17 protein-coding genes are annotated in these 23,030 nt (G+C 39.4%); 12 read left to right on the top strand and 5 right to left on the bottom strand.

Annotated elements, in window-relative coordinates; genetic code table 11:
• The 4 genes from MS6x_RS06105 (at position 1) to tsaB (ending at position 4,609) form a co-directional block, all read left to right on the top strand.
• A complete protein-coding gene (locus tag MS6x_RS06105; protein WP_482606088.1) occupies positions 1-1,263 on the top strand; it encodes an ABC transporter permease in 1,263 nt (420 codons plus the stop codon).
• 37 nt (positions 1,264-1,300) lie between these two features.
• A complete protein-coding gene (locus MS6x_RS06100; RefSeq protein ID WP_482606086.1) occupies positions 1,301-2,452 on the top strand; it encodes an efflux RND transporter periplasmic adaptor subunit in 1,152 nt (383 codons plus the stop codon).
• Between the two features lie 34 nt (positions 2,453-2,486).
• Positions 2,487-3,854 carry a TolC family protein gene (locus MS6x_RS06095; RefSeq protein ID WP_482606085.1) on the top strand — a complete coding sequence of 456 codons (1,368 nt, stop codon included), beginning with the start codon at positions 2,487-2,489 and terminating at the stop codon, positions 3,852-3,854.
• A gap of 83 nt (positions 3,855-3,937) precedes the next feature.
• Positions 3,938-4,609: a tRNA (adenosine(37)-N6)-threonylcarbamoyltransferase complex dimerization subunit type 1 TsaB gene (gene tsaB / locus MS6x_RS06090; RefSeq protein ID WP_482606083.1), complete on the top strand. Its 672-nt coding sequence runs from the start codon at positions 3,938-3,940 to the stop codon at positions 4,607-4,609.
• A gap of 55 nt (positions 4,610-4,664) precedes the next feature.
• Here the strand turns inward: tsaB and MS6x_RS06085 are convergent, their stop codons facing one another.
• From MS6x_RS06085 to MS6x_RS06075, 3 genes are all read right to left on the bottom strand, one after another.
• Positions 4,665-5,486, bottom strand: a complete 822-nt coding sequence (locus MS6x_RS06085; protein WP_482606081.1) for a mechanosensitive ion channel family protein — start codon at positions 5,484-5,486, stop codon at positions 4,665-4,667.
• A 374-nt stretch (positions 5,487-5,860) separates the two neighbouring features.
• Positions 5,861-6,061, bottom strand: coding sequence for a dodecin family protein (locus tag MS6x_RS06080; protein WP_482606080.1), 201 nt, complete (start codon positions 6,059-6,061; stop codon positions 5,861-5,863).
• A gap of 68 nt (positions 6,062-6,129) precedes the next feature.
• Complete coding sequence (locus MS6x_RS06075) at positions 6,130-7,038, bottom strand: NifU family protein (protein ID WP_482606078.1); 909 nt, start codon at positions 7,036-7,038, stop codon at positions 6,130-6,132.
• A gap of 198 nt (positions 7,039-7,236) precedes the next feature.
• Here MS6x_RS06075 and MS6x_RS06070 point away from each other — a divergent pair, with 198 nt between their 5' ends.
• Positions 7,237-8,256, top strand: a complete 1,020-nt coding sequence (locus MS6x_RS06070) for a PorP/SprF family type IX secretion system membrane protein (protein ID WP_482606077.1) — start codon at positions 7,237-7,239, stop codon at positions 8,254-8,256.
• A 48-nt stretch (positions 8,257-8,304) separates the two neighbouring features.
• On the opposite strand, the gene MS6x_RS06065 is transcribed toward MS6x_RS06070, so the two are convergent.
• Positions 8,305-9,489, bottom strand: a complete 1,185-nt coding sequence (locus MS6x_RS06065; protein ID WP_482606076.1) for a vWA domain-containing protein — start codon at positions 9,487-9,489, stop codon at positions 8,305-8,307.
• A 261-nt stretch (positions 9,490-9,750) separates the two neighbouring features.
• On the opposite strand from MS6x_RS06065, the gene MS6x_RS06060 reads away from it, so the two are divergent.
• The 7 genes from MS6x_RS06060 (at position 9,751) to MS6x_RS06030 (ending at position 21,736) form a co-directional block, all read left to right on the top strand.
• Positions 9,751-11,961: a tetratricopeptide repeat-containing sensor histidine kinase gene (locus MS6x_RS06060; protein ID WP_482606074.1), complete on the top strand. Its 2,211-nt coding sequence runs from the start codon at positions 9,751-9,753 to the stop codon at positions 11,959-11,961.
• Entirely contained in the window at positions 11,958-12,689 is a 732-nt protein-coding gene (locus tag MS6x_RS06055) for a LytR/AlgR family response regulator transcription factor (protein ID WP_482606072.1), read from the top strand. The genes MS6x_RS06060 and MS6x_RS06055 overlap by 4 nt, the downstream gene beginning before the upstream one ends.
• A gap of 75 nt (positions 12,690-12,764) precedes the next feature.
• Positions 12,765-13,289 carry a gamma carbonic anhydrase family protein gene (locus tag MS6x_RS06050; protein WP_482606070.1) on the top strand — a complete coding sequence of 175 codons (525 nt, stop codon included), beginning with the start codon at positions 12,765-12,767 and terminating at the stop codon, positions 13,287-13,289.
• A 102-nt stretch (positions 13,290-13,391) separates the two neighbouring features.
• A complete protein-coding gene (fabD, locus tag MS6x_RS06045) occupies positions 13,392-14,276 on the top strand; it encodes an ACP S-malonyltransferase (RefSeq protein WP_482606069.1) in 885 nt (294 codons plus the stop codon).
• A 160-nt stretch (positions 14,277-14,436) separates the two neighbouring features.
• Entirely contained in the window at positions 14,437-18,741 is a 4,305-nt protein-coding gene (locus MS6x_RS06040; RefSeq protein ID WP_482606067.1) for a Calx-beta domain-containing protein, read from the top strand.
• Positions 18,742-18,770: 29 nt separating this feature from the next.
• A complete protein-coding gene (locus MS6x_RS06035) occupies positions 18,771-19,742 on the top strand; it encodes a PorP/SprF family type IX secretion system membrane protein (RefSeq protein ID WP_482606065.1) in 972 nt (323 codons plus the stop codon).
• Positions 19,743-19,822: 80 nt separating this feature from the next.
• Complete coding sequence (locus tag MS6x_RS06030) at positions 19,823-21,736, top strand: OmpA family protein (RefSeq protein ID WP_482606064.1); 1,914 nt, start codon at positions 19,823-19,825, stop codon at positions 21,734-21,736.
• 13 nt (positions 21,737-21,749) lie between these two features.
• Here the strand turns inward: MS6x_RS06030 and MS6x_RS06025 are convergent, their stop codons facing one another.
• A complete protein-coding gene (locus MS6x_RS06025; protein ID WP_482606063.1) occupies positions 21,750-23,000 on the bottom strand; it encodes an NRAMP family divalent metal transporter in 1,251 nt (416 codons plus the stop codon).
• Between the last annotated feature and the right edge of the window lie 30 nt (positions 23,001-23,030).

Here is a 23,030-nt window from a genome sequence, read left to right as displayed (position 1 = left end):
ATGAGACAGTTATTTGATTCGGATACGTGGCGGGAAATTTTTCAATCTATTGGAAAAAATAGGTTACGGACGTTCCTTACCATGCTTGGTGTTTTTATTGGCATCTATATTTATATAGCGCTTTCCGGAGCTGCCAAAGGATTGGACAATGGATTTGAAAAGCAATTTGAGACCGTAGCCCGTAATAGTATGTTTATTTGGGCGCAAAGTACGAGTAAGCCCTATGCTGGTTTTAAAACCGGTCGTCAAATTCAATTGAAATTAAAGGATGCCGAAGAGCTAAAAAGACAGGTACCGGAAATAGAAACCTTGGCGCCTCGAAATGTAAGTGGTGTGTTTGGTTCTAGCCCGGGCGTAATTACGAGAGGGATAAAATCCGGCAATTATTCCGTTTTTGGCGATTTTCCCGAATTTACCAAGATTGCGACAAAAAAGATTTATGATGGTGGCCGTTTTATTAACGATGAGGATATTGAACAGGAACGAAAAGTCTGTGTTATTGGTGAAAGAACGCAAAAGGAACTTTTTGATGAAGATGAAAATCCCATAGGCGGTTATCTAGAAATAGAGGACGTGAGCTTTCAGGTGGTTGGGGTGCATAAATTTGCAGGAGGTGGTCCGTTCGACAACGATAGTGATATTTTTATTCCATTCACAACCTATAAAAAAATATACAACACCGGTGATAATGTTGCTTGGTTTACCATAGCTGCCTATGACGATGCCGATGTGGTAAAAGTAGAACAAGATATTAAGGCCAATCTAAGACGTATACATAAGGTAGATCCAAGCGACGAAAAAGCTATTGGCTCATTTAACCTAGGTGAGGTCTTTAAAAAGATTTTTGGATTCTCAAACGGACTTACCTTTTTATCCTTAATTGTTGGTATCGCAACCATTCTGGCTGGTGTTATCGGTATTGGAAATATTTTGTTGATTTCCGTTAAGGAACGTACTAAAGAGTTGGGGGTAAGACGCGCCTTAGGTGCAACTCCTGCAGAGGTGCGTAACCAAATTTTAATAGAGTCCCTCTTTTTGACCTTATTAGCAGGTATAATAGGCATCATTGTGGGTGCATTGACCTTAAAAGGCATCGATGCGTTTACGCAAGATGTAGATTTGCCATATACTAATCCTACCGTGCCCATACCTTACGTAATCGGATCATTGTTGCTTATGGTAATTTTAGGCGTACTCATTGGTCTAATACCGGCACAACGGGCAGTTAGTATAAAACCTATTGATGCCCTTCGGGAAGAATAATAAACTAAACCAATACATAATAAATACACGTAAGAAAATGAACAAAATTGTAAAATACATACTCATCGGAGTTTTGGTGCTAGGGGCGTTATGGGCAGCACTTTTTTTTATCAAAAGCAATAGTAAATCCGCTGTAACCTATGAAACACAGCAGCCTTTCAAGACCACAATTGAAAAGAAAACGGTGGCAACAGGTAAGGTAATACCCCAAGACGAAGTAGAGATAAAACCACAAATTTCTGGGATTATTGACAAAATATTGCTTGAAGAAGGCGCTAAAGTAAAAGCGGGTGATTTGATAGCCGTTATAAAGGTGGTGCCAAACGAGCAAACATTGTATCAGGCCCAAGGTCGGGTCCGTAATGCAGAATTGGCACTGAACAATTCCAAAATAGAATACGAACGCAACAAGACCTTGTATGACAAAGGCGTGGTTTCCAATCAAGACTTTATCAATCTAGAATTGGCCTTTGAACAAGCAAAGCAAGAGCTCAAAAATGCCAACGCAGACTATCAGATTATCCGAAAGGGGTCTATTGGTGGTTCTGCAGCAGCAAACACCAATATTCGTGCAACGGTATCTGGAACCATATTAGAGATACCGGTAAAGGAAGGAGACCAGGTTATACAGGCCAACAACTTTAATGATGGTACTTCCATTGCTACGATTGCGGATCTAACAAAGATGATTTTTGAAGGCAAGGTAGATGAAGGAGAAGTAGGAAAGCTTTCCGTAGGTACTCCTTTAAAAATTACATTAGGTGCTTTGGAAGGAACCGAATTGGATGCCAAACTAAAATTTATAGCCCCAAAAGGTATAGAAGAGGCTGGTGCGGTACAGTTTAAGATTGAGGGCGACGTGGAAGTTAGCGAGGATGTTTTTATTCGCGCTGGCTATAGCGCAAATGCGTCCATAGTTTTAGAGAAGAAAGAAGACGTTTTAGTGATTCCAGAAGCTTTACTACAATTTGACAAGACAACCAATAAACCCTATGTGGAGTTGGCCATAGGGGAGGAAGCCGACCAAAAATTTGAACGCAAGGATATAGAAATCGGTATCTCGGACGGGGTTAATGTAGAAATTCTATCCGGACTTACCGAAGAAGATAGAGTAAAACAGTGGAACAAGACCGAGCCTATCAAAAAAGGAGAAGAAGAAGGAGCCGAAGGTGAGGAAACAGAAGAGTAGACATCAATCAAAACAATAATCAAAACATCAAAAAATGAAATATTTTATAAGCACGGTATTGCTACTTTTTGCAATAACGGTGACAACTGCACAGGCTAAGAAATGGACCTTACAGGAGTGTGTGGAATATGCTGTGGAGAATAATTTAACGGTAGAGCAATTTGAGCTTGATCTAGAAAATGTAATGATAGATAAGTCCGATGCCATTGGGGATTTTTTACCTTCATTGAATGCAAATACTTCGTATTCTAGCAACACAGGATTCTCTATTAATCCTACAAACAACCTGCCAACAAATACAACGCAGAACAATGTTAGCGCTGGTATCACAACTGCTGTGACCCTATTTGATGGCCTACGTAACGTACATCGTTTAAACAGGGCAAAAATAAATGCGATTGCAAACCAATATCGATTAGACGACTTGAAAGACGATATAAGGCTGCAAGTTGCTGTAGCATATTTAAATATTCTATCTAACAAAGAGGCCTTAAATGTTGCGAAAGCACAATATAAGGCAACAGAGCAAGATTTAAGTAGATTAAAGGAACTAGTAGCTTCTGGTGTAGTGCCGCGTGGTGACCTTTTGGATATAGAGGCAACAGCGGCTACACAGCGGCAACAAATCGTTAATACCGAGGGTAATGTTCGAATTTCAAGAATTGGTTTGGCACAATTGTTACAGATTGGGGATTACGAAAATTTTGACGTGTCCGATGAGACTTTTAACGTTCCGGTAACTGATATTTTGAACAATTCGCCTAGTACTATTTTTGCAAAAGCCTTGGAGTTTAGAAATGACATAAAATTATCTGAAGCCAATATAGAATTGGCCGAAAAGGACTTGGCCATCAGTAAAGGTGCCTTGATGCCTACCATAGGTGCGTTTTTTAACTATAACACAAGATATTCTGATGTGGGCCAAATACCAGGACCACCTGTAACTGAAGGAGGGCCACCGGTATTCTTTACACCTAGCTTTACCGATCAGCTGTGGATATTTGACGGTATTTCCTATGGTGTTCAGTTGAATGTTCCGATTTTTAACGGTTTTAGCGTTAGAAATGGCATTGAACGTTCCGAAATTGCTGTGGAACAACGAAAGCTACAATTGGAGCAACAAAAGTTAGATTTAGAGAACGAAATAAACCAGGCATATGTAAATGCCAACGTGTCCTTTGAATCTTACGAAGCGGCAGAAAAAACAGTGGAAGCTAGGCGATTAGCCTATCAATATTCTAAAGAACGTTTTGATGTTGGTCTATTGAACGCCTTTGATTTTACACAGGCACAGGCCCGAGTTGACAACGCCGAGGCTGAAGTAGTGCGTACCAAATACGATTATATTTTTAGACTAAAAATTCTGGAATTCTATTTTGGAATACCAATGACCTTGGATTAGACTAACTCAATTACTAGTACAAAGCCTGTGAATTTAAAATTTACAGGCTTTTTCTTGTTATGGCTAATCTATACCTTTGGTATATGGGATTAATCTTGAATTTAGAAACTGCTACCACCAACTGTTCCGTAAGTGTAGCCAAGGACGGGAAAGTCATAACGCTTAAGGAAAACAATACGCCCAACTACTCCCATGCGGAACAGCTTCATATATTTATATTGGAATGTATTGAAGAAGCTAATGTATCCTTATCCGAATTAGATGCCATTGCCGTTAGTAAAGGCCCTGGATCCTATACGGGTCTTCGCATTGGTGTCTCTGCGGCTAAGGGTTTGTGCTTTTCCTTGGATGTGCCTTTAATTTCAGTTGCTACCTTGACCAGTCTTGCGAGTCAGGTTAAAGGTGCTTACGACTATATTATTCCTGTCCTAGACGCCAGGAGAATGGAGGTCTATTCTGCAGTTTTTGACGGTGATTTAACTCAAATCAGAAACACAGAAGCTGAAATAATTGATTTACACTCCTTTGATTCGTTTACTAAAAATAAAACCGTTCATATCTTGGGTAGCGGTGCCCAAAAAATAAAGGAAACCCTTTACGGCGGACCAATTTCGTACGATACCACATGTGTACCATCTTCAAAGGAAATGGCGCTATTGTCGCATCAAAAATACTTGAAAAAAGATTTTGAAGATGTGGCCTATTTTGAGCCCTACTACCTCAAAGATTTTATGCTACAGACCAAGAAAAAATAAAGCTCAAGGATATGGTGTTATCCGAGAGCTTTTATAGAATAAATGGTTTTTTTTATTATTTAACTTGATGCATAACACGTTGCGGAAACGGAATTTCTATTCCTTCGGCATCAAATCGATACTTTATTTCTTCTAGAACATGAAAATGAGCTGCCCAGAAAACATCGTTGTTCGCCCAAAATCGTAAGGTGAGGTTTACAGAGCTGTCTGCAAGCGCACCTACATATACTTCAGGTTTTGGATCTTTTAAAATAGTATCCTTTTCTGCGCAAATGGATAACATTATATCTTTTGCTTTTTTAATATTGGAGCCATATCCAATGCCCACATCTATCTTATCACGTCTGGTATCTTCCGCATTATAGTTTATAATGTTATTGTTGGATAACTGACCGTTAGGAATTATGGCAATTTGGTTTCCAAATGTTTTCACCTTTGTAGTAAAAATTGATATTTCTTTAACCGTACCATCTACACCTTGAGCCGTGATGAAATCGCCGACTTTAAATGGTTTAAATAGGAGAATAAGTACGCCTCCGGCAAAATTGGATAAAGAACCTTGTAACGCAAGGCCTATAGCTAAACCAGCAGCACCGATAATGGCCACTAACGAAGATGATTGCACGCCTAGTTGCGTAATAACGATGACAAAAAGTACAATCTTTAATCCTATGGAAATTAAGCTTTGAGTAAACGATTCTAGTGATGGATCGTAGTCCTTTGCTTTAAAGAATTTACGTACCATTCTATTAATAAAACGTATGAGATAGGTTCCCACCAATAGTAAGATAATTGCCATAATTAGGTTAGGCAAGGCATCCCAGAACCATGTGATAAAGTTATCTATATGTTCCTCGTAATTTGTAAGTTTTTCCATGAATAATTATGATAAAGTTAGCTTTTCTAATTTAGGAACGAAGGTAGTGAAACTGCAATAAAAGCAGACGCTTAGGTGTCATAAGGGTCAATACTTTTACTGTCTGTGTTAAATGTGATAGCCTATTTCGCTTAAAAATTTAAGTAGTGTTTTGGCCTTAACTTCGAGAGAATTGAATTTGGTGTAATTGCTAAATTAGTATCACCTTTTTATAATGTGCTTCATTTGATTTGGGTACTATGGACAATGAGACAAATTGGGTTTATAGTTATCACAGAAAGTAACCGAGGAGTTAGGGTAAAATAAGAATTGGGATGTTTATATTTAAAAAAATAGCGCCAAAATGGCGCTATTTTATCAAACTGTATTTCGCGTTATTTGACCTCAAAGGTAATTTTAACGTTCACTCTAAATTCATTCATTTTACCATCTTCAACAGAGGCACTTTGCTCATTGATATAAACAGAACGGATGTTCTTCACTGATTTTGATGCGTGCTCAACTGCCTTTTTTGTTGCGTCTTCCCAACTTTTGTCGGAATTTGCTAAAACTTCTATTACTTTTAAAACTGCCATAATTAGTGTTATTTAGTGTTTGCTCTAAAATACAAAAAAATACCTCAACGTTTTAGCTTTGAGCGCATTTATCCGTTTATAGCAACGACTTCGTTAACTTTATCGCCCATCATATTTTTAAGCATGGTCTCTATGCCATTTTTCAAGGTAAAAGTAGAGGAAGGACAGCCACTACAAGCGCCTTGCAAAACCACGTTCACTTTTTTGGTATCCGCTTCATAGGATTTGAAAAGTATATTTCCTCCATCGCTGGCTACGGCCGGTTTTACATATTCTTCCAAAATATCAATTATTTCCAGAGAGGTGTCATCCAAATCAACGGCTAGCACTGCGTCTTTGGTGTTTGGCGGTTCCACTGCATTAACGGCTTTTGCCTGATCGGCAACTATTTGCTTTCCGTCTGCAATAAAGTTTCGTATCAGCTCTCTTAGCTCAATGGTAATATCTTCCCATTCCGCTACTTCATATTTAGAAACAGATACATAGTTATCATCCAAGAACACTTGTTTTACAAAGGGGAATTGGAAGAGGGCCATGGCTAGTGGAGAATCCCTAGCTTCATCAATGTTTTTAAACTCAAAGGCCCCGGCTACAATTTTTTTGCTCGCTACAAATTTCATGGTAGCCGGATTTGGAGTCACCTCTGCATACACCGTAACAGGAATAGGTTTATCAGTATCTTCTTCGATTACAACTGGTTCGCCGGCATTTAAATATTCTACCAATTGTTGGGCAACTTCATCCTTAACATCTTCCCATTGTACAATACCATAGCGTTCCAAACCTATGAAGTTGCCAGAGATATAGACGGTTTTTACAAAAGGTAGATGAAATAATTGCTGTGCTAAAGGTGAGTTTTTGGCATCATCGATATTTTTGTATTCATAATTTTTACGATTGGCAAGAATATGGTTGGCCTCGAACTTTATAATGCTGGGGTTTTTGGTTCCCGAAACGGTTATGGAGTACTCTTTCATTTGTCGATTTTTTTTCAGATTTTTTCGTCCTTGTGTTTTTTGGAGTAATTTCTTCCTTAAAACAACTCAGTCGAAAAGAATTCTATTTGGCACAAAAATACAAAGGAAATCTAAGTTTAGTACCACATAATATTGTTATGGTTATGGCGTTATACATTATGTTCGGCTCATTTCGAAGCAAACCCCATATTTTCCAAGATGAGATATAAAATAATATTGATAGTTGCCTTTCTGGTTTTTAGCATAAAGTCTCAAGCTCAGGAAGGAATACCTGTGTATTTTGATTATCTCTCGGACAACTATTATTTGGTATTCCCTTCCATGGCTGGAATAGGGCAGGGAGGCAAGATACGCGCAACGGCAAGAAAGCAGTGGTTTGATGTTGATGATGCGCCCAGTTTACAAACAGTAAATGCTCATTTTAGATTGGGGGATAGTCCCAGCGGTGTGGGAGCTATAGTATTTAACGATGCCAATGGCTATCACTCCCAGACAGGAATGAAATTAACGTATGCACACCATTTACGAATGGGTGGTGATGATGTTAGGGTCTTAAATCAGCTGTCGTTTGGATTAAGTGGTACTATTTTGCAAAGTAGTTTGGATGAATCCGAGTTTAGATCGGTAATCCCTGATCCATCTGTGGCAGGAATAAAATTAAGTGCCTCTTATTACAATGTAGATTTGGGACTGTCCTATAACTTTCAAGAATTTTATACCCATGTTGCCATTATTAATGCGCTAGGTAGTCAAAGAAACGTTTACTATAGGGATAGGGCAGACGACCCCAATCAATTGGTTATCGACAATATTAGAAGGTATTTGGTCTCCGCAGGATATATTTTTGGCCGGAGTGAATGGCAGGTAGAACCTTCTATTCTCTTTCAGTTAACTGATTTTACCAAAGAAAAGACGATAGACATTAATGCAAAAGTGTATAAAGATGTTGATTTTGGCAGGGTTTGGGGCGGACTCTCCTACAGACGCAGTTTTGATGGTGCCCAATTTCAAACTGCAACCGATTTTGGCGAACAACGCTTACAGTTAATTACGCCAATCGTAGGAGCCAATATCAAAAACTTTATGGTGTCATACAATTATTCGTATCAAATGGGCGATATCCGTTTTTCTAATGGTGGTTTTCATCAAATTACCCTTGGGTACGACTTTGGACAGAAAGAACGTAAGTACGATTGCTACTGCCCGGCCGCACAATAAAAATAGCCCTTTTCAATTCGAAAAAGGCTTTGTGAATTAGTTTTTTTCTTACTCCCAGCGGTAATTTTTTACTTTAGCCTGTTTTTTAATGGCACTAAGCATTGCGTTTTCCAATTCCCCACTAGTATTGTTCTTTTTGTTTTGGGTAATATACGCTTCTCGCTTCTCATTTAATTCTTGTATTTCTTTTTGTATTTCTTTTCGTTCGGTTTTTTTAGATTCAATATAACTGGTTATTTCCTTTTTAGACTTTCCTTGCAGTATCTTGGGTAGTTGCTCTTTTTTAAGCGTGTTTACATCAAAATCCTTATCGTCATGGGCGTCTACCAAATCCCAGTTTTTGTTATTGTATAATCTAGAGCTCTTGCTAACGGCTCTTTTAACAGCCACAGTTGCTTCCAATTCCATAGCATTATTGTCCTGTAATGATTGCATTTTCATTTTGGAGTTTCCAAGCGCGCCATACGAGATGTAAGTTCCATTTAGTTTTGTGTTTAGTTTTATGATAATGTCGTCATATGGCGTTTTAATATGTACCACTTCTTGGTTGTGGTCAATAGCCATATATTCGCCACCGGTAAGTACCGCACCAGTTTTCCAATCACTTTGTACACCTTGCTGATAATTGCCACAATAGATAGTGTTTACAATAATATCTTTTTCCTTGGCATTACTTGCTGCGTCTTTATAATCCAATTTTCCTTGGGTAAAGGGCTCGTTACCTGCAATGAATATCATTTTTAGATTATCTGGATTTTTTCCCCATTCCAATTGTTTTAAGGATGTCTGAATTACTTCACCACAATACTCTTCACCTCCATTGGTGCGTAATGAAAAGAGTTTCTCCGATATTTCATCCAAGTCACTGCTAAAGTTGAGTACCTGTTGAATGTATCCCTCTCTGGCTGATAATCCGTCGTTGCCATATTGATAAATCGCAATCTGCAGCTCCGGTCTGTTATCGGTTCCACATTTTGCATGTGTAAATTCGTTCACGATATCCCAAAGTTGAGACTTTGCCTGGTTAATGAGACCGTCCATGCTGTTGCTGGTATCCAATAGTAGGGCTATTTTAACTGTATTGTTTTTTGGTTTTTCTATAAGCGGCGCTACCGAGTGTGCTATAGTAGGTTTTTCTGCACCTAGGTTTTTTGGTTTTAGATCACAACTGTACGCCATGGTCAGGGATAAACATATTAGACTTGCCGTGATTATTGTTTTGTGCTTTTTCATTCTATTTGCTTTAAGATTACGAGGGTAAATCTAAAATCAAACTAGTTCTTAAAATACCGAAATTGAGCCTAGTCTATGTTTGGATGCGTAAAGTAGCCTGTTGGGTTCGTAAAAGACGTTGTTTGTGCTTTTAATATGGAATTAGAGGTGTTTACGTATTTTTTTGTGCCGCGTAAATCCGCTATGTTTACAGTGCTAACAGAGTGCAAGGTTGGGTTATGTGATTCCAACTAACACAACCGGAAGCTTATTTTTACAAAGATGAAACAGTACTTATATCGTATAATAGTCATTTTCTTTTTAGGGAGCTTTTTGGGTTTTTCCCAGAATACTACCACAGGCGCACAATTTAAGCTTAAGGGAAGCGTACAGTTGAAAGATGACAGTTCTCCTATTTCTGGAGTTGTGGTAACAACATCTTCAGGAAGGCAAACCTTTACCGATGGCTTAGGAGAATTTGAGATAATTACTACGACAGGGGAGCTACTTACCATTGAAGATTTAGGTTTTGAAACCGTAAGGCTTCGAATTAGGAGTAAAGATGATATTTTGGTTCAGGTAGAGAATTATATCCCTAAACAAGAAAAAAAGTCCGTTGTTTCTACGTCAAGATCATCTATCACTAGGCATCAAGCCTATTTGGATTCTGCCACAACTTATAAAAAAACGGATATTGCTAAGAGTATCGATTTTGTAGCCCTATCTATTGCCCAGCTCGGTAAACTCGGAAACAAAAAGGAGCTGGCAAAGTCCTTGACCACATTAGGAGAGATATACCTTTTTCACAAGCAATACGATTTAGCCGTCGATAATTTTGAGGATGCCTTAGATGCAAACAAAACTATAGAAACATCCTTATTGTTGGGTAAAGCCTATGCCCTAACCAAACAATTTAGCGAGGTTGAAAAAGTAATGGAACCCCTTAAGGAGTTCAAGAATATGTTGCCTTATCAAAGGGTGACCATGTATGAACTGCTGGGAGATGCTAAAAAAGGAGGTAATGATATAGCAACGGCAGTCTTGTTCTATAACGAAGGATTGGTCGTGGCCACTAAAAACCAGATTGCGCCTAAAATGACAGACCTTACTTCAAAGATAGCTGATGCATACGCACAAGGCAATCAGCTTATAGAGGCAGAAGCATATTATGATAATTCCTTGCAATTGGCAAATAAAATGGCACCGCAACGGGCATTACAAGAAGAGGAAAAAGTTGCTGATTTTTACAATAAGAAGAGTCAGTTTACTGAGGAAATTGCCATGCGAAAAAATAGTTTGGCGACGTTAGAAAAATTAAATACAGCTCCAAAGAAACAGATTTTAAAAGAGGAATTGGGCGATACGATTACCACGCAACGGATCAACTATAAGATTGCCAATGCCTATATTTCACAGGACAAGTACAATGAAGCAATTCCGTTCCTTGAAAAGAGTATCGTAGAAGCTGGCTCTGAAGATGATTTGTTGGTACAGAAAGATGCTACTAGAAAATTATCGGAAGTTTATGAATATAGGGGAGATTTTAATTTGGCCTTAGAAACCTACCAAGACTATGTGGCACTGGTAGATACATTGTACGTGCGCAAGGAGCAGGAGATTTCCAGGGCAGCGCGCTTTAATAGGGAAATCTCATCTACCCAAAGTAGGATTACAGGTTTAGAGCAGGAACGGGAACTTTCCCAAAGTAAATACGATTTGGCCCTTACCCAAAAAGAATTGTCCGAGGAAAGTTATAAGAATCAAAGATGGGTAGTCTATTCATTAGTGTTTGGATTAGTACTCACCGCATTGGCTGCCTTCTTTTTTTATAGGAGCAATCAACAACAAAAGTTGGCCAATAATCTCTTAGCCTTAAAGTCTTTGCGTTCTCAAATGAATCCACATTTTATTTTCAATGCGCTTAACTCGGTAAACAATTTTATTGCAAAGAGTGATGAACGCAGTGCTAATAGATATTTAAGTGAGTTTTCAACCTTAATGCGTTCCGTACTGGAAAATTCAGAAGAGGACTTTATCCCGCTTTCAAAGGAGTTGAATTTATTGGAATTATACATGAAATTAGAACATTCCCGTTTTCCCGAGAAATTTGATTACCAAATAAACATAGATGAGGAGTTAGATGTTTCTAGTTTTCAGATCCCGCCCATGTTACTACAGCCTTATATAGAAAACGCAATTTGGCACGGGCTTCGATATAAAGAAGAAAAAGGGTTGTTGGAGGTCGATGTTCGGTCAAAGGAAGATAATGTTTTAGAAATATGTATTTCAGATAATGGTATCGGAAGAAAGCGGTCTGCGGAGCTTAAGACGCAACATCAGAAAAAGCAAAGGTCCAAGGGTATGGGGAATATAGAACAGCGTGTTGCCATATTAAATGATATGCATAAGAACAAAGTAGCCGTTACGATAGGCGATTTGCAGAAGGACGGTTCTGGAACAAAAGTAGTTTTCACCTTAAAAAAAGATAGATGAGTCTAAATGCGATACTCGTAGAAGATGAGGCCAATAGTAGGGAAATTTTACGAAACTACCTTGGTAAGTATTGTCCTCTGGTTAACTTGGTCGGGGAGGCTTCTTCGATTCAGGAAGGTTTGCAGCTAATCCATAATAATAACCTGGATTTGATTTTTTTGGATGTGGAAATGCCGTTTGGAAATGCCTTTGACCTTCTAGATCAAGTTCCGGACAGGAACTTTGAAACTGTGTTTGTTACTGCATACGATCACTATGCCAAGGATGCCGTTAATGAGCATGCCGCGTATTACCTAATGAAGCCTATAAATATAGATGAATTGATCAAGGCGGTGGACTATGTTGCTGAAGTGAAGCAAAAAGAGGTGAATTTGCAGGAAGGGGTCTTAAACGCCAAAGCAAAAGGAATAGAAGGGAAGTTAACTTTGCCACAACAAGATGGTTTTCAGGTGTTAAACGTAAAGGATATCTTGTATTGTAAGGCAGATGATAATTACACCGAAATCTTCTTGGAAAATAAAAAGATACTGGTTAGTAAAACCTTAAAGTATTTTGAGGATGCCCTTGCGGACTTCCCTTTTGCACGCATTCATAAATCGTACTTGGTGAACGTAAATGAAGTGGTGAAGTATCGAAAAGGGAAAGGTGGTAGTGTGGTGGTTTCCAATGGAAAGGAATTGTTGGTATCCGCATCTAAAAAGAAAGCCTTTCTGTCTTTTTATGATTGATGGTCTGTAATGCCCGTGAGAGAAGTAGAAATGTTCTGAATGAGATAAGATTTTGTGATATAAAAAGTTTGAAATATGATAAAAGCAGTACGGGGTAAATCGCCCATAATCGGTGAAGATTGTTTTATTGCAGAAAATGCAACCATAGTTGGAGAAGTAAGTATGGGAGATCAATGCAGTGTTTGGTTCAATGCGGTACTTAGGGGAGATGTGCACTATATAAAAATGGGTAACAAGGTGAACGTTCAAGATGGCGCTATAATCCATTGCACCTACAAAAAATCCGCTACTGTTATCGGTAATAATGTGTCCATAGGACATAATGCCATTGTACATGGATGCACCGTCAAGGATAATGTATTGGTGGGTATGGGTAGTATCATCATGGATGATTGTGTGGTAGAAAGCAATAGTATTATTGCTGCTGGTGCGGTCTTAACGAAGGGTACCCATGTCCCATCAGGAAGTATCTTTGCAGGTATGCCTGCCAAAAAGATAAAGGATATTAGTCCCGAATTAAGTTCTGGGGAAATAAACCGTATTGCGGAAGCATATATTATGTATTCCGGTTGGTTTAAGGAAGATGACGGTTTGAAGTAATTTGATTATAACAACAGCCTAGTGTTGTAACTTGTTAGATTTTCATCTATATCTGCACATCAATAATATATGCTTATTTTTGTCCGACAAAAATTAGAACACATGAATGCATATATATTTCCCGGTCAAGGAGCTCAATTTGTAGGAATGGGCAAAGATCTTTATGATAATTATCCAGTTGCGAAGAAATTATTCGATCAGGCCAATGATATTTTAGGATTCTCTATTACGGATATCATGTTCAACGGAACACCTGAAGGATTAAAGGAGACAAAAGTTACGCAGCCCGCGGTTTTTTTACATTCCGTAGTTCTGAGTAAAGTTATGGGAGCCTCTTTTGCCCCAGATATGGTGGCAGGACATTCCCTTGGAGAATTTTCGGCTTTGGTCGCCAATGGAGTTTTAAGCTTTGAAGATGGATTACGATTAGTTTCACAACGAGCTTTGGCCATGCAAAAGGCCTGCGAAGTTCAGCCAAGCACTATGGCTGCTGTTTTAGGTCTTGATGATGCCATTGTAGAGCAAGTATGTGTGGATACACCAGGTATCGTGGTTGCGGCAAACTATAATTGTCCTGGCCAGTTGGTAATTTCAGGAGAAATAGGTGCCATTGAAGCCGCGTGTGAAAAAATGAAAGAAGCAGGAGCTCGGAGAGCATTGGTTTTGCCCGTTGGTGGCGCTTTTCACTCCCCGTTGATGGAGCCTGCCCGAGAGGAATTGGCGGCTGCAATTAAAGCCACAACCTTCGGTGTTCCGACTTGTCCTATCTATCAGAATGTGACAACTACAGCGGTAACTGATGCCGATGAGATTAAAAACAACTTAATGTTACAGCTAACTGCACCAGTGAAGTGGACACAAAGCGTTCAAAACATAGTAGCTGACGGAGCCACTGTATTTACCGAAATAGGACCGGGAAAGGTCTTGCAGGGCTTAGTTAGAAAAATAGCACCCACAGCACAAACCCAATCTCCCATACTGGAATAGCACGATTCCCATAAAACTTGCACTTCAACCCAAATACTGCTTTTTAACCTGATATGTAATGGTTTAGGTGTTTTTTTTTAGTAATATTGATTTCCTGATTTTTGACGTAAACATACTGGGTTACTGCTGTTTCTAGTATGATTTATTCCAAAAAAAACATATGAAAAAGAATAGAATGTATACGCTGCCGATTTCATTTTTAAATACTCTTAAAAAACTATTATTTTTTGGAGTGTTTTTCATGTACTGTTTTAGTGGTTATGGGCAGGATCTTTCAATAGAAAACATTACGGAAGATGAAGATGTGGGTAATATGGTTTTCACAGTTACCCTTGATGGTGATGTACCAGGAGGTACTTCTGTAAATTATTCTTTTACTGATGTTTCTGCTACTGGCGGAGTTGATTATGACAATTCCTTAGGTCCTGCATTGTTTTTTTTCGGAGTTGATGGTGAAACTAGAACGATTACGGTTCCCATTACTGATGATTTTGTCGATGAGGTTAATGAGGACTTCACTGTTCAATTAGGCGCTCCCTCTAATGGTGTGGGGCTCTCGGGAGGCGGGGATGCCAGAGGTAGAATTCGAGACAATGATGCCGCAGGTATAAATATTTCGTCAATTAGTGGCAACACCACTGAAGCTGGTGGAACAGCCACGTTTTCAGTAACATTGGACAGTCAGCCAACAGCTAATGTGTTAATTGCCCTATCCAGTGGTGATGCGAGTGAAGGGACCGTGCCTGCCTTAGTAACAAAAACACCTGGTAATTGGAATGCTAACACTCAAGTAACTATAACCGGTGTGGATGACGATATAGTTGACGGGGATGTTATCTATACGATAGTTACCGGTAACGCAACTTCAGCCGACCCTAATTATAATGCATTTGGAGGTGGTTCAATTCCCAATTTGCTGGTAACTAATGAAGATGACGATGTGGCTGGAATCACTATTTCGCCAATAAGTGGTAACACGACAGAGGCCGGAGGAACGGCAACTTTTACCGTATCATTGGACAGTCAGCCAACAGCTAATGTATTTATTGCGTTATCCAGCAACGATGCGAGTGAAGGGACAGTGCCTGCTTCAGTAACAAAAACGCCTGGTAACTGGAATACCAATACTATCGTAACGGTAACCGGCGTGGATGATAATTTAGTTGACGGTGACGTTATCTATACCATAGTTACTGGCAATGTAACATCATTCGATGTCAATTATAATGCTTTGGTCGGTGGTTCAATTCCTAATTTACAAGTAACCAATGAAGACAATGATGCAGTGGGCATCAACATTTCGCCAATCAGTGGGAACACGAATGAAGCAGGGGGAACGGCTACGTTTACAGTGTCATTGGACAGTGAGCCAACGGCTAATGTAGTTATTGCGTTATCCAGCAACGATGCGAGTGAAGGGACAGTGCCTACTTCAGTAATAAAAACCCCGGGTAATTGGAATGCGAATACTACAGTAACGGTAACAGGTGTGGATGACAACATTGTTGACGGAGACGTAGGCTACACCATAGTGACCGGAAATATTACTTCTGCGGATGCAAACTATAACGCATTGAGCGGTGCTGCAGCAGCAAATGTAGCCGTCATTAATGAAGATGACGATGCAGTTGGCGTTAATATTTCGCCAATCAATGGAAACACGAACGAAGGTGGGGGAACTGCTACATTTACGGTATCATTGGACAGTCAGCCAACGGCTAATGTAATTATTGCACTTTCCAGCGATGATGTGAGTGAAGGGACAGTGCCTGTTTCTGTAATAAAAACACCTGGCAATTGGAATACCAATACCGCAGTAACGGTAACCGGCGTTGATGACAACATTGTGGACGGGAACGTAGGCTACACCATAAACACAGGAAATGTGACTTCAGGTGATGCAAACTATAACGCACTCAACGGTGCCGCTGTAGCTGATATTACAGTAACAAATATTGACAACGATATCGCTATTCTTACCATTGCCGATAAGGCAGAAAACGAGGATGTTACCTCTGGAGAGTTGGTGTTCGATGTAACCCTGGACATAGAGGTGGTTGGCGGATTTACAGTTGCCTATTCGTTTTCGAATGGAACTGCTACCGGAGGAGGTACCGACTTTACGGGTATACCCGGTGTGTTGACATTTGATGGGGATGCTGGTGAGGTACAGACTATAACCGCATCCATAGTAGACGACCAAATACTGGAGCAGACCGAAGATTTCACAGTACAATTAGCAGTTCCAACTAATCCAGCAGTTACATTAGCTAGCGGAGGTACTGCCACCGGTAGTATAAACGACGATGATAATTGTGCGCCCGCGCCCATTTTAGATACTAGTGTTTCCACATCATTTTGTGATGTAATCGATGTCAGTTTAAACGATTATACGAATACGCCAGCACCTGCTGGAACTGTGCTCACTTGGAGTACCCTTTCAAATCCATTGAATGAAAATGCCTATTTAGCTCCTGCTCAAGTAGCAGATCCACCTAACGATGGCTCTTATTTTGGGTTTTTCCTGAATAATAATGGAACACCTACTGATTTTTCCGATGATTGTGCCAGTGGTGTTATCGAAGTAGAGTTAATCCTTAATACGAGCCCTACAATAACTGGTTTTACGGATGGGGAGCGCTGTGGTCCGGGCACTGTGACGCTTACTGCTGAAGGTAGTGGCGCAGCTTCTTTGGTCTGGTATGCTGCTATAGATTCCGATACCCCGCTTTTTACCGGTGAAAACTTTATTACTCCTGTGATTTCCAGTACAACTACATATTACGTAGCGGCATTGGAAAATAATTGTACTTCCGACAGACAGGAAGTAACAGCTTTAGTTGGAGAAGCCAGTTCAACTGGAACTGCCACCAATGGTGCGGCTTGTAATGTTGCCACCAATGGTCCAACGCTTATCGATTTGGATGATAGATTAACCGGTGCTACCGTTGGTGTTTGGAGTGTAACAACAGACTTGTCTAATTCAATCACAATCAATAGTGATAATGAAATTGACTTCGATGGACGAATTTCTGGGGATTATGTATTTACGTTTACCACTACCGAATTTACTGCACCCTGTACGGTAGAAACAGTAGAGGTCACCATTTCTGTAAGTGATTGCAATACGGACGATGATTTGGACGGACTCGTAACAGGCCAAGAGGTAGCGTTGGGAACTGATCCAAATAATCCCGATACCGATGGTGATGGTATAGAAGATGGTGTTGAGGCTGGTACAGATTTTAACAATCCCTTAGATGAAGATAACGATGGTATCATAGATGCACTGGATTCCAATGTTTTGGACTCGGATGGTGATGGTGTTAACGATCAACAAGATCCCGCCAACGAAAATCCCTGTATTCCGGATAATTCAAGTGTGGATTGCCCCATTGATTTAGAGATTACAAAAACAGCAGATGTATTTGATGCAATTATTGACGATACTGTCACTTTTACGATTACAGTAAACAACCTAACGGATAAAATCGTTAACAGTGCAAAGGTGGGAGACTTGTTAGAAAATGGTTTCGAGTTTGTTTCTCAGTCCGCATCCATAGGAACTTATGACGAAATTACGGGGGAATGGGCTATTGAAAATCTTCCTGCCTTAGGAACAGCAACCTTGGATATTGTAGTGACGGTAATAGAAGGGGATAATTATACCAATACAGCACAACTATTGGAATCCACTCCTTTAGACGATAATCCGGACAATGATATTTCTGATCCAGTAATTATAGAGACAATGATTATAGAAGGGGTAGATTTGGTCGTAACCAAAAGTGCTGCTCCCGACATTGCCTTGGTAAACGATGAGGTTGTATATAAAATTACGGTTACCAACGAATCAACGAATAATGAAGTTACGCAAGGTGTTGTTTCTCAAATTGTCATTAACGATACATTTGACCCTAATTCTGCCAACTTTAATTTCATAGAATCAAGTACGACAATAGGAACTTTTGACGAAGTTTCCGGGGACTGGACAATACCGGAGTTAGCAAGGAACGAGACCGCTACTTTACTTATTACGGTTAAAGTTACACAAATAGGGGAAGTAGGAAATACGGCAAGTTTAGTAAGATCATCGCCGTGGGATGGTGATGCTACCAATAATTCAGAAACGGTACGTGTTGCCATAGTTGAAAAGACAGAAGCATCACCAGGATTTTTGTATAATCAATTCTCGCCTAACGGTAATGGACAGAATGAAATATTACGTATTAATTTAGAGGATGCACAAACGGGATTGGATGTTGACATACTTTATAGTATTGTTATTTTTGACCGCTATGGCAGTCAGGTATTTGAGGTTCAAAATGCTAATAGTGGTGATGTTTGGGACGGTACTTATGAAGGTAAAGAGGCACCAAAAGGCACCTATTTTTATGTGATGAAGTATCGGATTAATAATGGTGATGAGGTAACGGAGAAAGGTTGGATTCAATTGATCAGATAAAAGCGGTTATGCATAAAATATACAAAACATTGAAATATACTTTTATACCTTGTTTGCTTTTGTTCCTTTGTTTGGTTACGACTGCCGCATATGGGCAAAAGGAACCTCAGTATACACAATATATGTACAATATAGGTAGTTTTAATCCTGCTTATGTTGGAACCGTTGAAACTGCAGAACTTGCTGCATTGTATAGGGCACAGTGGATCGATATACCTGGGGCTCCAAGAACCATGCGTTTTGGGGCAAACCTTCCGTTCAGCAATGAGACCATGGGGTTGGGAATAAATATTGTAAATGATCAATTGGGACCTATGTCCCAAACCTATGCAGATCTCTCCTATTCATATCAAGTAAAGGTGACGGATAACACCAAACTATCTTTTGGTATGGACTTGGGCGGTTCTTTTCTAAATGTTGATTTTAGTAAAGGTACATTTGAAAATCCGGGAGAGCCCTTAAGTTTGGAACGCATAAATAACTTTTACCCAACTGTAGGTGCCGGTCTTTTCATGTATGGTGATGCATGGTATCTTGGTGCCTCAATTCCCAATTTCCTTACGGAAGGCGTATATAATGATGAGGTAGCTTCGGTGGTAGATGATAAGATTCAGTTTAACTTTATTGGAGGTTATGTATTTAATCTTTCCGATGGATTAAAATTTAAACCTGCGTTTTTGATCAATTCGTTATCCGGGGCCCCCCTTAATGTAAATGTTTCCGCTAATTTTTTAATATCCGATATGGTTACGGCCGGGGTGTCGTACAGGGTAGAAAATGCATTTAGTGGTTTGGCAGGATTTCAGATATCAAACAATACGTTCATAGGCTACTCTTATGACTATAACACAAATGCATTAGGAGAATTTAATCAGGGTTCCCATGAGGTGATACTTAAATTTTATTTGGGCAGAGGTGGTAAAAATTCAAATGCTAAGAACGATAAAAGTGGAAATTCAAAAGGAAAAGCAAAACAAATAGATTCTCCAAGATTCTTTTAATTTGCTACTGGCATATGAAATGAGCCTGCACATTACTATGATAGGCGATTCACAGCCGACCTTTAAAAAAATATCAAAAGATGAAATGGAACATATTCCTTACTTTTTTAATCATTGCGGCAAACCTCTGTTCTGGTCAAGAAAACAGGTCTAAAGCAGATAATTACTTTTATGGTTACGAGTACCAGAAAGCAATTGAAGCGTATACAAAGGAGCGTGCAAAGAAACCACTGACCGATACCCAACTTTTGAATTTGGCAGATGCCTATTTTAAAACGGGTGCCTATGAAAACGCATCTAAAATCTATTTAGATAGCAACAAGAAAGATACCATCATGTCCGTTCATAGGTTTAATAAAATGTTGCAAAGTCTTTCCAAAACTTCCGATAGGGAACGCGTGGTAACCTTTTTGAAAACCAGATCTGCGTCTTTGTCATCAGAATTGTTAGAAAATGCGACTTTTAACTATGAACTAATGGAGGGGGGAGAGGGCAACCTAGATTTCACATTGTTTAATATCGCGATTAACAGTCCACAAGCAGATACATCACCTGCATTCTACAAGGATCAACTGCTATTTAGTAGCGCTCGCCAACAAGAAGATAAAAACACTTACATACCTACTGGAGAATCTTATCTGGATATTTATGCAGCTTCTTTAGACGAAAACGGAATGGCGAATAATGCTACCGTTTTTTCTAAAATTCCCTTTTCTAAATTCCATAAGTCCACACCATTCTATTCGGAAAAGCTGAATAATATATTTTACATACTTTCCAATACAAACGAAGGGGAGATGGCTTTTGATGATAAGTGGAAAAATGCTTTGGCAATTGGTGTGTTGAATTCTAGTGGACAGTTTAGGTTTTTGTTGAAGGATTTAAGTACCTCTTTTTACTATCCCTTTTTTGATGCAGAATCTGATCGTTTGTACTTTGCAGCTAACTTTGATGATAGTTATGGGGGCACGGATATTTATTATGTAACCACCAATAACGGTCAGGTGATGTCGGCGCCAACAAATTTGGGCCCACGGATAAATTCTCCCGGAAATGAGATTTCTCCTTTTCTCTTCAATGGTGATCTTTATTTTTCTTCCGATGTTTTTTATGGCCTAGGTGGCATGGATGTGTATAAGTCCAAAATATTGGCCAATGGCGGTCATAGTATACCTGTGAATTTGGGAAAAGGTATCAATACGGATAAAGATGATTTTGGATTCATTATTAAGGAAAGCGGAACCGATACTTATAGTGGATATCTGGCCTCAAATAGAGAAGGTGGCAAAGGAGGAGACGATATCTATGGTTTTAGTATCAAAGGTATTCCAGGTCTAAAGACATTCGCATTAAGGGGAAAAACTTTCAATTCAACTTCCAGTTCTGAAATCGCGCAAGTTCAGATCACAGTCCAGAATGCAAAAGGAGCTGACATAAAAGAAACATATTCCAAGGCAGACGGTTCCTTTTCAATAGAAATTCCTTGGCAGGATGGTGTAACCATAACAGCTTCTAAAGAAAATTATTCTATGTTTTCTATCGGTTTAACGCCTGATGAAATGAAGGAAGTGCAGAAATCTCCTTTTGAAATTGGTTTTGTGTTGTTGGATGATCTTGTAGTGGAAGTGGAAGAACAGAAAGTATTGAAATTAAATAAATTTTATTTCGACAAGGGAAAAAGTGTTATCAATACGGCTATAGCGACCGAATTGGACAAAGTCGTGGAGACAGTACGTAAGTTTCCCGATATACGATTGGCTATAGCAAGCCATACGGATAGTAGGGGTGGCGCTTCGACAAACCTGAAGCTTTCTCAGGATAGGTCCAATGCAATACAGGCCTATTTACTAGGAGAAGGGGTTTCACAAGCTAATATTATAGAGGCAATGGGCTATGGGGAAGAAAAATTGACCAATAAGTGTGTTAACGGAGCCTATTGCTTGGAATTCTTACATAAGCAAAATGAACGCACCTTATTTAAGGTGATGCGTTAATAGCTAAAAAGAACTAGAATAGCACTACGTAAAAATAATACAGCGAAAAACAGGACAAGAATACAATACCTAAGTAGGTCAATAATCGTAAATATTTACTAGGTCTATGTTCTTCCGGAATATCTTCACTCGTTACATTTTTTAAGTTCATGTAGCCTATAATCGGAGCTACTACGAACGAAACAAAGGTGGCAAGAGCTACGAGATTTCCCATATTTGCACCAAATGCGGCAATAACTATAAAGTTGACCAGCGCCAATACGATAACTCCAATTGCAAAATTTAGTTTGTTGTTTACAGCGCCCCTTTTTGATTTAAGTAGGCCAATGATATCCAAGCTCACTCTGGTCACCGCATCATGAGCGGTCATGCAGGTACTAAACATGGTTGCAAATGCAGAAATGGCAATAAATAGATAGGCCCAAGCGCCAATGTGTGTTGTAAACAGCTGTACTACCTGATCTGCAAAATTAACGGCATTTCCGCTAAGAACGGTATTGGTGCCATAAAGCGTAAACCAACCAATGGTCATAAAAAAAAGAGCTAATACTGCTGTTAGTATATAGCCTATATTGAACTCTTGTAAAGACTCGCGCAACGAAGGTTTTTCTTGGCTTTTCCATTTCTCTATACTCCATAGGCTCACCCAACTAGAGGCCTCCACGGTCGTAGGCATCCAGCCCATAAGACCTATAAGAAATAGAATCCCTACTTCATTAAAAATAGGGGTAGGCTCAAAATTGGTTACGGGTGCTACCTGTCCTTGTAACACGACCAAAGCAGTGGTGACGATGAGTGCTAAAAACAGAATACTTATCACAAATTTCAAGCTTATCTCTAGGAATCTATATTTACCAATAATCAGTAGACCACTGATAAATATAAAAAGTCCCAAAGCAACCATGCTTATGGATATGTCACCAATCTTAAAAAGGTTAATGAACAACCCTGCAGTTACGGTGTATAATGCTGCAAGAATTGTAAAAGTGGTGAGTAGAGTTATTGCACCGTAAAACCATAGATAGCCTTTTCCTCTGTTTAAGTATCCTTCTATCAGTGTTTTGTTGGTTACACTGGTGTACCGCACTCCAAATTCGAAAAAGGGGTATTTGAGTACATTGGCCATTATAATAGGGATGACCATGAGCCATCCGTATTGAGCACCCGCTTTGGTAGATAGAACCAAATGTGATGTCCCTATGGCCATACTAGCAAAAAGAAGACCCGGTCCTAGGTTTTTTAGCAGCGTTTTGGTTTTTAACATGGTTTTTTAGTTATCGGTTTAAACATGAAA

The sequence above is a fragment of the Maribacter sp. MS6 genome (assembly GCF_056839185.1).
This window is presented reverse-complemented; position numbering and strand designations above follow the sequence as displayed.